This is a genomic window from Mycobacterium sp. NGS63, from assembly GCF_059812295.1.
The window spans coordinates 240,344-253,704 of the sequence record NZ_JCALCJ010000006.1 but is presented as its reverse complement, the minus strand read 5'-3'; the positions used below and the strand labels follow the sequence as shown (position 1 = coordinate 253,704).

The following is a 13,361-nucleotide window of genomic DNA, read 5'->3' as shown; positions in this document are numbered from 1 at the left end:
ACAGGAGTGCTCGGTTGAAGAAACTGGGGTCTACCCGCAAATCAGGCGGTCAGCGCCGTGAGCGCGCGCGACGGCGGCTGCGTCGCCGGCTGTCTGGCGGCCTGCTGCTGCTGATCGCGCTGGTCATCGCCGGCGGGCTGGCAGCAGTTCTTACCCCCACCCCGCAGGTGGCCGTCGCCGACGAGTCGTCGTCGGCGCTGCTGCGCACCGGCAAGCAGCTGTTCGACACGTCCTGCGTGTCCTGCCACGGCGCCAACCTGCAGGGCGTGCCCGACCACGGGCCGAGCCTGATCGGCGTCGGCGAGGCGGCCGTCTACTTCCAGGTGTCCACCGGCCGGATGCCCGCCATGCGCGGCGAGGCGCAGGCGCCGCGCAAGGAGCCGATCTTCGACGAGTCCCAGATCGACGCGATCGGCGCCTACGTGCAGGCCAACGGCGGCGGCCCGACCGTCGTGCGCAACCCCGACGGCAGCCTGGCCATGGGTTCGCTGCGCGGCAACGACCTGGGCCGCGGCGGCGACCTGTTCCGGCTCAACTGCGCGTCGTGCCACAACTTCACCGGCAAGGGCGGGGCGCTGTCGTCCGGTAAGTACGCGCCCGACCTGGGCCCGGCCAACGAGCAGCAGATCCTGGCCGCGATGCTGACCGGCCCGCAGAACATGCCGAAGTTCTCCGACCGTCAGCTGTCCTTCGACGCCAAGAAGGACATCATCGGCTACGTCAAGGCCGTCTCCGAAGAGCGCCAGCCGGGCGGCTACGGCCTCGGCGGATTCGGGCCCGCGCCCGAGGGCATGGCCATGTGGATCATCGGGATGGTGGCCGCCATCGGGCTGGCACTGTGGATTGGGGCGCGAGCATCATGACTCACGACGACGTGCGCGGCTCGGACACCGACAAGGGACCGGGGGCGCCACACGAGCCCGACGAGGCCGCGCTGGCCACGATGTCGCAGCAGGAACTGGTGGCGCTGGGCGGCAAGCTCGACGGCGTCGAAACCGTGTTCAAGGAGCCCCGCTGGCCCGTCGAGGGCACCAAGGCCGAGAAGCGCGCCGAGCGCTCGGTGGCCCGGTGGCTTTTGCTGGGCGGTGGTTTCGGGCTGGCGCTGCTGGTGATCTTCTTGTTCTGGCCCTGGGAGTACAAGTCCAAGGAGGAGTCGGGCAACTTCCTGTACTCGCTGGCCACCCCGCTGTACGGGCTGACCTTCGGGGCGTCCATCCTGTGCATCGCCGTCGGCGCCGTGCTGTACCAGAAAAGGTTTATCCCGGAAGAGCTTTCGATTCAGGACCGCCACGACGGCGCCTCCCGCGAGGTGGACCGCAAGACGGTGGTGGCGAACCTGACCGACGCGTATGAGGGTTCGACGATCGGGCGGCGCAAGCTGGTCGGGATGTCGCTGGGCGTGGGCCTGGGCGCGTTCGGGCTGGGCACCCTGGTCGCGTTTGCCGGCGGCCTGATCAAGAACCCGTGGAAGCCGGTCGTGCCGACCGCCGACGGCATGAAGGCCGAGCTGTGGACGTCGGGCTGGACCCCGCGCTACCACGGCGAAACCATCTACCTGGCGCGGGCCACCGGCTCGCACTCCGGGGCGCCGTTCGTCAAGATGCGCCCCGAGGACATGGACGCCGGGGGCATGGAGACCGTCTTCCCGTGGCGCGAGTCCGACGGCGACGGCACCACCGCCGAGTCGCACGAAAAGCTGACCACCATCAAGATGGGCATCCGCAACCCCGTGATGCTGATCCGCGTCCGGCCCAGCGACATGCCCCGGGTGGTCAAGCGCCAGGGCCAGGAGAGCTTCAACTTCGGCGAGTTCTTCGCCTACACCAAGGTCTGCTCGCACCTGGGCTGCCCGTCGTCGCTGTACGAGGAGCAGACCTACCGGATCCTGTGCCCGTGTCACCAGTCGCAGTTCGACGCGCTGCATTTCGCCAAGCCGATCTTCGGCCCGGCGGCGCGCGCGTTGGCGCAACTGCCGATCACCATCGACTCCAACGGGTACCTGGTCGCCAACGGCGACTTCGTCGAGCCCGTCGGTCCGGCATTCTGGGAGAGGACGACATCATGAGTCCGAAACTGAGTCCCCCGAAGATCGGTGACGTCCTGGCCCGCCAAGGCGAGGACATCGATACGCGCTATCACCCGTCGGCGGCGGTGCGCAGGCAGCTCAACAAGGTCTTCCCCACCCACTGGTCGTTCCTGCTGGGTGAGATCGCGATGTACAGCTTCATCGTCCTGCTGATCACCGGCGTGTACCTGACGCTGTTCTTCGACCCGTCGATGACCGAGGTCACCTACAACGGCGTCTACCAGCCGCTGCGCGGCGTCGAGATGTCGCGCGCCTACGAGACGGCGCTGAACATCTCCTTCGAGATCCGCGGCGGCCTGTTCGTCCGGCAGATCCACCACTGGGCCGCGCTGATGTTCTCCGCGTCGATCATGGTGCACCTGGCGCGCATCTTCTTCACCGGCGCGTTCCGCCGGCCTCGCGAGGCGAACTGGGTTGTCGGGTCGCTGCTGCTGATCCTGTCGATGTTCGAGGGCTACTTCGGCTACTCGCTGCCCGACGACCTGCTCTCGGGCATCGGCCTGCGGGCCGCGCTGTCGTCGATCACGCTGGGGATGCCGGTGATGGGCACCTGGCTGCACTGGGCGCTGTTCGGCGGCGACTTCCCCGGCACCATCCTGATCCCCCGCCTGTACGCGCTGCACATTTTGCTGCTGCCGGGCATCATCCTGGCGCTGATCGGGCTGCACCTGGCGATGGTGTGGTTCCAGAAGCACACCCAGTTCCCCGGCCCCGGCCGTACCGAGCACAACGTCGTCGGCGTGCGGGTGATGCCGCTGTTCGCGGTCAAGTCCGGCGCTTTCTTCGCCGCCATCGTCGGCGTGCTGGGCCTGATGGGCGGCCTGCTGCAGATCAACCCGATCTGGAACCTGGGTCCCTACAAGCCATCTCAGGTGTCGGCCGGCTCGCAGCCCGACTTCTACATGATGTGGACCGAGGGCCTGGCGCGCATCTGGCCGCCGTGGGAGTTCTACTTCTGGCACCACACGATTCCCGCCCCGGTCTGGGTCGCGCTGATCATGGGCCTGGTCTTCATCCTGCTGATCATCTACCCGTTCCTGGAGAAGCGGTTCTCCGGCGACTACGCGCACCACAATTTGCTGCAGCGGCCGCGTGACGTCCCGGTGCGCACCGCGATCGGGGCCATGGCGATCGCCTTCTACATGATCCTCACCCTGGCGGCGATGAACGACATCATCGCGTTCAAGTTCCATATCTCGCTGAACGCGACGACGTGGATCGGGCGCATCGGGATGGTGATCCTGCCCCCGTTCGTGTACTTCATCACCTACCGGTGGTGCATCGGGCTGCAGCGCAGCGACCGCGACGTGCTCGAGCACGGCGTCGAGACCGGCATCATCAAGCGGCTGCCGCACGGCGCCTACATCGAGCTGCATCAGCCGCTGGGGCCCGTCGACAGCCACGGCCACCCGCTCCCGCTCGCGTACCAGGGTGCGGCCATTCCCAAACGGATGAACAAGCTGGGCTCGGCGGGCTCGCCGGGCGCCGGCAGCTTCCTGTTCGCCGACCCGGCCGCCGAGGACGCCGCGCTGCGCGAGGCCGCGCACTCCGCCGAGCAACGCGCGCTCACCGCGCTGCGCGAGCACCAGGACAGCATCGTCGGCTCCCCCAACGGCGAGCACGCCGAGCACTAGCCCGGCGGCTGCCCACAGCCAGAGTGCAACTACCGACACCCGCACTCGGGCGATGCCTCGGCCACTGCACTCTCGAGCACTCTCGCGGCCTCAGCCGACGAATCGGCCGATCGCGCCGAAGGCCGCGAGCAGCAGAAGAATCACGTTGACGGGCAACGGCTGCCGCTCGTTGCGGGTCAGGTGCACCCGCAGCGCGCCGATCTGCACGATGACCAGGCCGAGCGCGGCGATCGGGGTCAGGATGCGGGCGATGCCGGTCGCCTCGGGGAGGATCACGCCGAGCGCGCCGAGGATCTCGACCGCGCCAACGGCTTTCACGGCCGCGTCCGAGTGGTCCTTCATCCAGTCGAGCCGGCCCGTTGCCACGAGTTGCTCGCGCGGTCGAATGACCTTCAGTCCACCCGCGGCGAGGTAGACGAACGCGAGCAGGCCCTGCACCGCCCACAATGCGATGTTCACGGCAGTCCCCAATCCTTACCATTTGTGCGTAGCCACATCGTGTGTCAGCGCTGGGGCATCGACAAAAGGCACATCGCTGTGTGTATCCAGGAAGAAGACTTTGCTATGACGCACATCACAAAGAAGTCGCGGATACCCGCGGGCGGCGCGGTCCGGGAGGTGCTCGATCGCATCGGCGACAAGTGGAGTCTGCTGGTCATCGGGACGCTCCGCGACGGGCCGATGCGGTTCGGCGGGCTGGAGGCGACGGTGGAAGGCATCTCGCAGCGGATGCTCACCCTGACGCTCAAGCATCTCGTCGAGGATGGCCTGGTCGACCGCACGGCCTACGCCGAGGTGCCCCCGCGGGTCGAGTACGAATTGACCGACCTCGGGCGGACATTGCTACCGCTGGTGATGTCGCTGGCCGAGTGGGCCATGGCACACCGCGACGAGATCAACGCCAACCGCACGTCACGGTAGCCGCACCGCTAACGCTAATGGACCAGGCGGCGCAGCTGCCGAACGTGTAGCCATTCGACGGCCGGCATCGCCGCCGTGATCACACCGGCCAGCCCGTAGGCCACCCACGACGCGGCGTCGTGGCCGACGGCCATCAGGTAGGTCGCGGCGGCGACCGCGATCAGCGCGGCGCCCATCGTGCCGGCCAGAATCACGGTGCCGCGCAACCAAACCCGGTCCACGGCCGCGCCCGACCACTCGGCCGCCGGCTGCGCGGCCTGCATCCGCTGCTGGCGCGCCCGCTCGGCCGGCGTGCGCGGCTTGGGGGCCATCAGGCGCACCGGCGGCCGGTTCTGCCCGCGCGCCGGTCCCGCCGCCGTCCGCGCCGCCGGCTCGATCAGGCCCATGCGGCGGGCCCGCAGCAGCACCGGGATGGCCCCGGCGATGATCAGCGCGGAAACGATGATGACGGCGTACAGCACCCACGGGGTGTGCGAGCTGCCGGCCACCTTGTGAAAGCCGCGGCCCAGATCCACCAGCGCGACCGCGGCCGCGACGCTCACGCCCAGCAGCACCAGCCAGATGGCGGCGCACGCGCCGACCAGGATGCGATCGATGACGTCCGGCGGGATGGTGTCCGGACCCCGCCGATAGGCGGAATATCTGCTGACCATCAGCAGCTCGTCTGCGGTGCGTCGCTGTTGTTCGACGACAGCACCGTCCCGTCGCTGGTGGTGATCGAGCAGTTGAGCCTGCTGACCCGGAACAGGCTGGACGCCTGGACCGAGCCGACGTCGGACGTGGAGATCGGCGTCACCGTCATCGACCACGGGATGTACACGTTGTGCTGGGTGCGCGACCGGCCCGAGGCGTCGACGTAGGTCACCGAGATGATGTCGCCCGGCGCCTTGGTGCCCGTCACCGAATAGGTCACCTGCCGCGGACCCGTCGGGGTGGTGGTCGGGGGCGGCGCCGCCGCGGTGGAGGTGGCCGGGGGCGGTGCCGGGGCAGGCGCGGGCGGCGGTGGCGGCGGCGAGGGCGTCACCGTGACGGTCTGGGTCTCGGTGGACGGCGGAGGTGGTGGCGGCGGCGGTGGGGGCGGCGGGGGCGGCGGCTTGGTCGTGGTGATCTCGTCCTGCATCGGCGGCGGCGACGGCGTCGTGGTGGCGGGGTTGGCGAGCTTGTTGGTGTCGGTGCGCGTGACGAGCAGCGACACCGACACCACCAGCGCGATCGCCGCGACGATGGCGGCGATGCCGACCACCCACGGCCAGCGCGGCGCGTGGTGTCCGTCGTCGGCGTCGGCGGACTCGTCGTAGCTGTCGTAGTCGTACAGCCTCAGGTCGGCCGGGAGGTACGGGCCGCTGAGGAAATGCTCGGATTCCGGCGCCGAGTACGCCCGCGAGTACGCATCCGTCTGGCCGGTCTGTTCCGCGGCGGGCAGCTCGGCGCTGTCGTCGAACGGCTCGATCTCGGGCGGGGACTCATGCGCCGGTTCGCCGACGGCGTCGCTTTCAGAATCCGGGTCGCCAGGTTCCCATCCCGGAGGCTTCGGCCCGCTCATAGCTCCCTGCCCTGTCCAACCGCGTCACCAGCGCGCGGGGCTGTGCCGCTACCTCGTTGCGCGCGCGCTGGGGAATTTCTCATAGTGCCGGGGCAACCCTACCGAACCGAACAAAGCAAAGAAGTCTTGGCAAAGGGGCCACGGGTCAACTGATGCCCTGATTGTGACCTTCGAGTCGCAAATCAGTGCTTCTCGGGGCCCATGTAGTACTCGAAGACCAACCCGGCCGCCGACGCGAGCACGAACACCACCCCGGCGACGATCAGCCAGGGCAGCCACAGCGCGATGCCGGTCGCCGTCACCGAGCCGGCGAGCGCGATCAGGATCGGCCACCAGCTGTGCGGGGCGAAGAAGCCCAATTCGCCTGCGCCGTCGCTGATCTCGGCGCCCTCGTAGTCCTCGGGCCGGGTGTCCAGCCGGCGCGCGACGAACCGGAAAAACGTCGCCGTGATCAACGCCAGGCCGGCCGTCAGCGCCAGCGCGGTGGTGCCCGCCCACTCCTCGCCGCCCGTGGCGAACAGCGCGGTCAGCACCCCGTACAGCACCGACGCCACGATGAAGAACGCGGCGATGAATTCGAACAGCCTGGCTTCGATGTGCATTGAGCGTCCTAACCTTGGCTTGCGGTCATCTCGCCGCGGCGGGTGTCGAACGGATGGGTGGTCACCGCGACCGGCGACTGGGCGATCGCCTGCAACGCCTCGGCGTTGGTCTTCCCGGCGATCCGTTGTTGCAAGTAGGCCTTGAAGTCGTTGGGGGCCACCACCCGAACCTCGAAGTTCATCATCGAGTGATAGGTGCCACAGAACTCGGCGCAGTGCCCGACGAACGCGCCGGTCTTGGTGATCTCCTGCACCTGGAACTTGTTGACGCTGTTGTTGGCTTCGGGGTTGGGAATCACGTCACGCTTGAACAGGAATTCCGGCACCCAGAACGCGTGCACGACGTCGGCGGAGGCCATCTGGAATTCGATGCGCTTGCCGGCGGGCAGCACCAGCACCGGGATCTCGGTGGCGGTTCCCAGGGTCTCGACCTTGTCGAAGTTCAGGTAGGTGCGGTCGGCGGGATTGAGCCCGCGGATCGCGCCGACGCGCTCCTCGCCGTGGGCGTCCTTGCCCTCCGGCTTGGAGACCATCGCGTGCTTGCGTGCCGGGTCGGCGCCGTCGTAGGTCAGGGTGCCGTCTTTGAAGTCGACCTTTTGGTAGCCGAACTTCCAGTTCCACTGGAAGGACGTGATGTCGACGACGACCTCGGGGTCCTTGGCCAGGTGCAGGACTTTCTCCTGCACCACCACGGTGAAGTAGAACAGCACCGAGATGATGAGGAACGGCGTCACGGTCAGGCCGAGCTCCAGCGGCATGTTGTAGCCGAACTGGCGGGGCAACTCGGTGTCGGTCGCCTTCTTGCGGTGAAACGCCGCCGACCAGAAGATGAGCCCCCACACGAGGACCCCGACCACCAGGGACGCGATCACCGCCCCGATCCACAGCTGCCGGTTGAGGTCGGCCTCCGGGGTGATGCCCCTCGGCCAGCCCATGGCCAGAGCCTCGGACCAGCTGCATCCGCTCAGCGTCACCGCCAGCACGCCCAGCGCCGCGGCCAGGGCCAGCGGCCGCATCCGACGGGACAGACCCCGGCGGGAACGGATCTGCTCGCGAGGTGTCACCTTGGCGCCTCCTGCTCGGACATCGAATACTACGCAGCGTAGACCACGCCGCTCGCCGCGGTGACGAAGCCCCGACCCTCTGGTGTGTGGCCTCCGCAAGCGCGGGCCGAGTGCGGCATACTGGGGCGCCGTGTGTGGTCTGCTGGCGTTCGTCGCGGCCCCGGGGGCCGCCGAGGGCGGGGCCGACGACCGCTCTGCCGCGATCGCCCGCGCGTCGCACCTGATGCGCCACCGCGGGCCCGACGAGCCGGGCACGTGGGCCGACGCGGCGGGCTCCGTCGTCTTCGGTTTCAACCGGCTGTCGATCATCGACATCGCCCATTCCCATCAGCCGCTGCGGTGGGGCCCGCCCGAGGCGCCGGACCGCTACGTGCTGGTGTTCAACGGCGAGATCTACAACTACCTCGAGCTGCGCGACGAACTCGTCCGCACCCACGGCGTGGTGTTCGCCACCGACGGCGACGGCGAGCCGATCGTCGCCGGCTACCACCACTGGGGCACCGACGTGCTGACCCGGCTGCGGGGCATGTTCGCGTTCGCGCTGTGGGACACCGTCACCGGCGAATTGATCTGCGCCCGCGACCCGTTCGGGATCAAACCGCTGTTCATCGCCACCGGCACCGGCGGCACCGCGGTGGCCAGCGAGAAGAAATGCCTGATGGACCTGGCCGAGCTGGTCGGGTTCGACACCCGCATCGACGAACGGGCCGTGCAGCACTACACCGTCCTGCAGTACGTGCCCGAGCCCGAGACGCTGCACCGCGGGGTGCGCAGGCTGGAATCGGGCTGCTACGCCCGCATCCGGCCCGGGCTGCCGCCGGAGACCACCCGGTACTTCGCGCCGCGGTTCACCGCCACGCCGATCACCCGCGACACCGAGCGGGCCCGCTACGACGAGATCACCGCGGTGCTCGAGGACTCGGTGGCCAAGCACATGCGCGCCGACGTCACCGTCGGCGCCTTCCTGTCCGGCGGCATCGACTCCACCGCGATCGCGGCGCTGGCCATCCGGCACAACCCCCGGCTGATCACGTTCACCACCGGCTTCGAGCGGGAGGGCTTCTCCGAGATCGACGTGGCGGTGGCCTCGGCCGAGGCGATCGGCGCGCGGCACATCGCCAAGGTGGTCAGCCCCGAGGAGTTCGTCGCCGCGCTGCCCGAGATCGTCTGGTACCTCGACGAGCCGGTCGCCGACCCGGCGCTGGTGCCGCTGTTCTTCGTCGCGCGCGAGGCCCGCAAGCACGTCAAGGTGGTGCTGTCCGGTGAAGGGGCCGACGAACTGTTCGGCGGCTACACGATCTACCGGGAACCGTTGTCGCTCAAGCCCTTCGAGTATCTGCCGCGGCCGCTGCGGCAGTCGATGGGCAAGGTGTCCAGGCCGCTGCCGGAGGGCATGCGCGGCAAGAGCCTGCTGCACCGCGGATCGCTGACGCTCGAGGAGCGCTACTACGGCAACGCCCGCAGCTTCTCCGACGCGCAGCTGCGCGACGTGCTGCCGGGGTTCCGCGACGAGTGGACCCACACCGACGTGACGGCGTCGGTGTACGCCGAGTCGGCGGGCTGGGACCCGGTGGCGCGCATGCAGCACGTCGACCTGTTCACCTGGCTGCGTGGCGACATCCTGGTCAAGGCCGACAAGATGACGATGGCCAACTCGCTGGAGCTGCGGGTGCCGTTCCTGGATCCCGAGGTGTTCGCCGTGGCCTCCCGGCTGCCCGTGGAGGCCAAGATCACCCGGACCACCACCAAGTACGCGCTGCGCCGGGCGCTGGAGCCGATCGTTCCCGCGCACGTGCTGCACCGGCCCAAGCTCGGGTTTCCGGTGCCGATCCGGCACTGGCTGCGCGCCGGCGAGCTGCTGGAGTGGGCGTATGCGACGGTGGACTCGTCACAGGCCGCTCCCCTGGTCGACCCGGCGGCGGTGCGCCGCATGCTCGACGAACACCGAACCGGCGCAAGCGATCACAGCCGCCGGCTGTGGACGGTGCTGATTTTCATGCTGTGGCACGCGATCTTCGTCGAGCACACCGTGGTGCCGCAGATCAGCGAGCCCGTCTACCCGGTCCAGTTATGACCGCGAGCAGACGCAAAAACCCCCGAAACAAGCGGTTTTCGGGGGCTTTTGCGTCTGGTGGCGCAGCTTAGGCCAGCACCGCGGCGATCTCGGCGGCGGCGGCGTCGCCGTAGGCGTCGGCCAGCCGCGCCTTGGCGGCCTCGCGGTCCCACGCCCACTCCTGGGTGCCGGTCGACTCCAGCACCAGCACCGCGACCAGCGAACCCAGCTGCGCCGAACGCTCCAGGCTCAGGCCGGCGCTGTGCCCGGTGAGGAAACCGGCCCGGAACGCGTCGCCGACGCCGGTGGGGTCGGTCTGGCTGGTCTCGGGCACCACGTCGACGTGGGTGGTGGTGCCGTCGCGCTGCACGATGTCGACGCCCTTGGCGCCCAGCGTCGTCACCCGCAGGTCGACCTTGCCCAACACGTCGGCCTCCGACCAGCCGGTCTTGGACAGCAACAGCTCCCACTCGTAGTCGTTGGTGAACAGGTAGGCCGCGCGGTCGACGAGCTTGTCGATCTCCTCCCCCGACAGCCGCGGCAGCTGCTGGGACGGGTCGGCGGCGAAGGGCAGGCCGAGCTTGCGGCACTCCTCGGTGTGCACCACCATCGCGTCGGGGTCGTTGGCGCCGATGATGACCAGGTCGGGTTTGCCGAGCGACGACACCAGGTCGGCCAGCTTGATGTTGCGGGCCTCCGACATCGCGCCCGGGTAGAACGACGCGATCTGGGCCATGTCGAGGTCGGTGGTGCAGACGAACCGCGCGGTGTGCGCGGTTTCGGAGATCAGCACGTGGTCGCAGTTGACGCCGTGGGACTGCAGCCACCCGCGGTAGTCGTCGAAGTCGTCGCCGGCCGCGCCCACCAGGGCGACGTCACCGCCCAGGACGCCGATGGCGAACGCGATGTTGCCGGCCACGCCGCCGCGGTGGATCACCAGGTCGTCGACCAGGAAGCTGAGCGACACCTTCTGCAGGTGCTCGGCCAGCAGGTGCTCGGAAAATCGGCCGGGAAACCGCATCAGATTGTCGGTCGCAATCGAACCTGTCACCGCGATCGTCACGAAATCTCCATCCTTCGTTAGTAAGGTCGCCTAGCTTACTCAGCCGCAGCAACCCTCCTCGCTGCGCGGTCGAAGCGAAGTCGTGCGCTAGCCTGCCAAGGGAAAGTCTCGGGCCCAGCCCGCTCACGATTCCGTCCACCACCGTAGGAGAACCGATGGCAGGTCCGCACCCGCCGAACCAGACTGTCGGCGCCGCCGGACCCACGCCCCAGTCTCCGCCGCCCGCGTTCCCCCAGCAGCCCGGCCAGCCCGGCTATCCCGGGCAACAGCCTCCGCCGGTGCCGTATCCGGCGCGACGGTCCCGGCGGCGGTTGGTCGTCGGCGCGCTGGTGGCGCTCGCGTTGGTGGCGGCGCTGACGCTGGCGATCACCTACGGGGTCCGCACCAACGGCGCCAATACCGGCACGTCGCTGTCCGAGGGCGCGGCCAAGGCGGCCATCCAGGACTACCTGGACGCCCTCGACCACCGCGACATCGACGTCATCGTCCGCAACGCGCTGTGCGGCATGTACGACGGCGTGCGCGATAAACGCTCCGACCAGGCGCTGGCCAAGATGAGCAGCGACGCGTTCCGCAAGCAGTTCTCCGAGGTGCAGCTGACGTCGATCGACAAGATCGTCTACCTGTCCCAATACCAGGCGCAGGCGCTGTTCACGATGAAAGTGTCACCCCCGACGGGCGGGCCCCTGCGCGGCGAGGTGCAGGGCGTGGCGCAGCTGCTTTTCCAGCGCGGCCAGATCGAGGTGTGCTCGTACGTGCTGCGCACCGGGGGCGCGTACTGACGCGCCCCGCGCTCTCAGCTCAGTTGAACGAGTCCCCGCAGGCGCAGGAACCGCTGGCGTTCGGGTTGTCGATGGTGAAGCCCTGCTTCTCGATGGTGTCGACGAAGTCGATGGACGCGCCCTCGACGTAGGGCGCGCTCATCCGGTCCACGGTCAGGGTCACGCCGCCGAACTCCGCGGTCAGGTCGCCGTCCAGCGTCCGGTCGTCGAAGAAGAGGTTGTAGCGCAGGCCGGCGCACCCGCCCGGCTGGACCGCGATACGCAGCGCCAGGTCGTCACGGCCCTCCTGGTCCAGCAGGGACTTCGCCTTGGCAGCGGCGGAATCGGTCAGGACCACGCCGTGAGTCTTGGCGCTCGACTCGTTTTGCACCGTCATTGCTTCTCCTACATGCCTCATCGTCAGGTGGGGCTACTCGCCCAGAGTCCACTTCCTCAACGGTACCTTGCTGGACCGCTATTCCCGAGCCGCGCCGCCACCTCGGATGCCAAACCCATCAGCTGGTTGGCCGCGTCGGCCTGCGCCAACCGCACCGAACCGGCGTAATCGGCGATGGACAGCGCCGACATGATGCCCGACGAGCGCACCGCGGAGTTCTCCAGCCCGACCTGGCCGGCGAGCACGATCACCGGGATCCCCAGCGGCCGGGCAGAGTCCGCGATGAAGCCGACCACCTTGCCGAACAGGGACTGCTCGTCGAACCGGCCCTCGCCCGTGACGATCATGTCCGCGACCTCGAGATCCTCGGCCAAATGCGTGTGCTCGGCGATGATCGCCGCGCCCGACTCGCACCGGCCGCCCAGCGCGAGCAGCCCGGCCCCGATGCCCCCGGCGGCGCCCGCGCCGGGCTCGGCGCAGACGTCCCGCCCGGCCGCCGCTTCCAGTTCCAGCGCCCAGGCCTCGAGGCGAACCTCCAGCGCGGCGACGGCGGCGGTGTCCGCGCCCTTCTGCGGCCCGAACACCCGCGCCGCGCCCCACGGGCCGATCAGCGGATATTCGGTGTCCGACGCTGCGATCAGGTCGACGTTGGTCATGCGGTGGCGGGCCTCCTGCAGGCCGCCCAGCTGGGTGATCATGCCCTTCCCGCCGTCGGTGCACGCGCTGCCGCCGAGCCCGACCACGATCCGCGTCGCCCCCACCCGCAGCGCCTCGTAGATGAGCTGCCCCACGCCGCTGCTGTCGGCGGCCAGCGCGGTTTCGGGGGTGGGTGGGCCGCCGAGCAGGCTCAGGCCGCAGGCCTGTGCGCATTCCAGGTACGCGGTCGACGAGGCGGGGTCGAACACCCAGTCGGCCTCCACCGTGCCTTCCAGCGGCCCGCACACCCGCAGTCGCCGCTTCTCCCCCAGCCGCGTCGCCAGCACCTCGACGAACCCGGGGCCGCCGTCGGACTGGGGGGCGACAGTGAACCGGTCGCCGGGGCGTGATCGGGTCCAGCCGGTCGCGATGGCGGCGGCGGCCTCCACGGCGGACAGGCTGTCCCCGTAGCAGTCCGGGGCAACCAGAACCTGCATGGCCGGCAGCCGAAGGCGCCCGGGCGCAAGGACATCGGCAGCGTCATCCGATGCCATCGTGCCGTCGTCCATCACAGGTAGCCGTTCATCACAATCAAGCGTAG

The 13,361-nt window shown here is 69.1% G+C and carries 14 protein-coding genes; 6 read left to right on the top strand and 8 right to left on the bottom strand.

Features of this window, described 5'->3' with window-relative positions; translation table 11 throughout:
• Positions 1 to 14 precede the first annotated feature (14 nt).
• Genes qcrC through qcrB form a run of 3 tightly spaced genes read left to right on the top strand, consistent with a single transcriptional unit; the run spans position 15 to position 3,720 of the window.
• The gene (gene qcrC, locus AC5Y4Z_RS17560) at positions 15 to 863 is read left to right on the top strand and encodes a cytochrome bc1 complex diheme cytochrome c subunit (RefSeq protein WP_499965735.1); all 849 of its coding nucleotides are present in this window, start codon (positions 15 to 17) and stop codon (positions 861 to 863) included.
• Positions 860 to 2,065 carry a cytochrome bc1 complex Rieske iron-sulfur subunit gene (gene qcrA / locus AC5Y4Z_RS17555; protein WP_499965734.1) on the top strand — a complete coding sequence of 402 codons (1,206 nt, stop codon included), beginning with the start codon at positions 860 to 862 and terminating at the stop codon, positions 2,063 to 2,065. The genes qcrC and qcrA overlap by 4 nt, the downstream gene beginning before the upstream one ends.
• Complete coding sequence (qcrB, locus tag AC5Y4Z_RS17550) at positions 2,062 to 3,720, top strand: cytochrome bc1 complex cytochrome b subunit (RefSeq protein ID WP_499965732.1); 1,659 nt, start codon at positions 2,062 to 2,064, stop codon at positions 3,718 to 3,720. The genes qcrA and qcrB overlap by 4 nt, the downstream gene beginning before the upstream one ends.
• Before the next feature lie 90 nt (positions 3,721 to 3,810).
• Here qcrB and AC5Y4Z_RS17545 read toward each other — a convergent pair whose 3' ends face one another.
• Entirely contained in the window at positions 3,811 to 4,179 is a 369-nt protein-coding gene (locus AC5Y4Z_RS17545; RefSeq protein WP_499965731.1) for a DoxX family protein, read from the bottom strand.
• Positions 4,180 to 4,284: 105 nt separating this feature from the next.
• Between AC5Y4Z_RS17545 and AC5Y4Z_RS17540 the strand changes: the two genes are divergently transcribed.
• On the top strand, positions 4,285 to 4,641 hold the full coding sequence (locus tag AC5Y4Z_RS17540; protein ID WP_499965730.1) for a winged helix-turn-helix transcriptional regulator: 357 nt from the start codon (positions 4,285 to 4,287) through the stop codon (positions 4,639 to 4,641).
• 14 nt (positions 4,642 to 4,655) lie between these two features.
• Here the strand turns inward: AC5Y4Z_RS17540 and AC5Y4Z_RS17535 are convergent, their stop codons facing one another.
• From AC5Y4Z_RS17535 to ctaC, 4 genes are all read right to left on the bottom strand, one after another.
• Complete coding sequence (locus AC5Y4Z_RS17535; protein WP_499965729.1) at positions 4,656 to 5,294, bottom strand: DUF2561 family protein; 639 nt, start codon at positions 5,292 to 5,294, stop codon at positions 4,656 to 4,658.
• On the bottom strand, positions 5,294 to 6,184 hold the full coding sequence (locus AC5Y4Z_RS17530; RefSeq protein WP_499965728.1) for an MmpS family transport accessory protein: 891 nt from the start codon (positions 6,182 to 6,184) through the stop codon (positions 5,294 to 5,296). Before AC5Y4Z_RS17530 ends, AC5Y4Z_RS17535 begins: the two co-directional genes overlap by 1 nt.
• 182 nt (positions 6,185 to 6,366) lie before the next feature.
• Positions 6,367 to 6,786 carry a cytochrome c oxidase subunit 4 gene (locus AC5Y4Z_RS17525; RefSeq protein WP_499965727.1) on the bottom strand — a complete coding sequence of 140 codons (420 nt, stop codon included), beginning with the start codon at positions 6,784 to 6,786 and terminating at the stop codon, positions 6,367 to 6,369.
• 8 nt (positions 6,787 to 6,794) lie between these two features.
• A complete protein-coding gene (ctaC, locus tag AC5Y4Z_RS17520; RefSeq protein ID WP_499965959.1) occupies positions 6,795 to 7,802 on the bottom strand; it encodes an aa3-type cytochrome oxidase subunit II in 1,008 nt (335 codons plus the stop codon).
• Positions 7,803 to 7,980: 178 nt separating this feature from the next.
• Here ctaC and asnB point away from each other — a divergent pair, with 178 nt between their 5' ends.
• Positions 7,981 to 9,924, top strand: coding sequence for an asparagine synthase (glutamine-hydrolyzing) (gene asnB, locus AC5Y4Z_RS17515; protein WP_499965726.1), 1,944 nt, complete (start codon positions 7,981 to 7,983; stop codon positions 9,922 to 9,924).
• Positions 9,925 to 9,991: 67 nt separating this feature from the next.
• Here asnB and AC5Y4Z_RS17510 read toward each other — a convergent pair whose 3' ends face one another.
• On the bottom strand, positions 9,992 to 10,966 hold the full coding sequence (locus AC5Y4Z_RS17510; protein WP_499965725.1) for a carbohydrate kinase family protein: 975 nt from the start codon (positions 10,964 to 10,966) through the stop codon (positions 9,992 to 9,994).
• Between the two features lie 155 nt (positions 10,967 to 11,121).
• On the opposite strand from AC5Y4Z_RS17510, the gene AC5Y4Z_RS17505 reads away from it, so the two are divergent.
• Complete coding sequence (locus AC5Y4Z_RS17505; protein ID WP_499965724.1) at positions 11,122 to 11,748, top strand: Rv0361 family membrane protein; 627 nt, start codon at positions 11,122 to 11,124, stop codon at positions 11,746 to 11,748.
• A gap of 19 nt (positions 11,749 to 11,767) precedes the next feature.
• Here AC5Y4Z_RS17505 and AC5Y4Z_RS17500 read toward each other — a convergent pair whose 3' ends face one another.
• Both AC5Y4Z_RS17500 and AC5Y4Z_RS17495 read right to left on the bottom strand, forming a co-directional pair.
• On the bottom strand, positions 11,768 to 12,124 hold the full coding sequence (locus AC5Y4Z_RS17500; protein ID WP_499965723.1) for a HesB/IscA family protein: 357 nt from the start codon (positions 12,122 to 12,124) through the stop codon (positions 11,768 to 11,770).
• 56 nt (positions 12,125 to 12,180) lie between these two features.
• Positions 12,181 to 13,257: a glycerate kinase family protein gene (locus tag AC5Y4Z_RS17495; protein WP_499965721.1), complete on the bottom strand. Its 1,077-nt coding sequence runs from the start codon at positions 13,255 to 13,257 to the stop codon at positions 12,181 to 12,183.
• Positions 13,258 to 13,361: the final 104 nt, after the last annotated feature.

Excerpts from the sequence above, each read along its gene's own strand:
- AC5Y4Z_RS17525 (WP_499965727.1), bottom strand. The coding sequence starts at position 6,786 with ATGCACATCGAAGCCAGGCTGTTCGAATTCATCGCCGCGTTCTTCATC.
- qcrA (WP_499965734.1), top strand. The coding sequence starts at position 860 with ATGACTCACGACGACGTGCGCGGCTCGGACACCGACAAGGGACCGGGG.
- AC5Y4Z_RS17540 (WP_499965730.1), top strand. The coding sequence starts at position 4,285 with ATGACGCACATCACAAAGAAGTCGCGGATACCCGCGGGCGGCGCGGTC.
- AC5Y4Z_RS17500 (WP_499965723.1), bottom strand. The coding sequence starts at position 12,124 with ATGACGGTGCAAAACGAGTCGAGCGCCAAGACTCACGGCGTGGTCCTG.
- AC5Y4Z_RS17495 (WP_499965721.1), bottom strand. The coding sequence starts at position 13,257 with ATGCAGGTTCTGGTTGCCCCGGACTGCTACGGGGACAGCCTGTCCGCC.
- AC5Y4Z_RS17535 (WP_499965729.1), bottom strand. The coding sequence starts at position 5,294 with ATGGTCAGCAGATATTCCGCCTATCGGCGGGGTCCGGACACCATCCCG.
- qcrB (WP_499965732.1), top strand. The coding sequence starts at position 2,062 with ATGAGTCCGAAACTGAGTCCCCCGAAGATCGGTGACGTCCTGGCCCGC.
- AC5Y4Z_RS17505 (WP_499965724.1), top strand. The coding sequence starts at position 11,122 with ATGGCAGGTCCGCACCCGCCGAACCAGACTGTCGGCGCCGCCGGACCC.
- AC5Y4Z_RS17530 (WP_499965728.1), bottom strand. The coding sequence starts at position 6,184 with ATGAGCGGGCCGAAGCCTCCGGGATGGGAACCTGGCGACCCGGATTCT.
- ctaC (WP_499965959.1), bottom strand. The coding sequence starts at position 7,802 with ATGCGGCCGCTGGCCCTGGCCGCGGCGCTGGGCGTGCTGGCGGTGACG.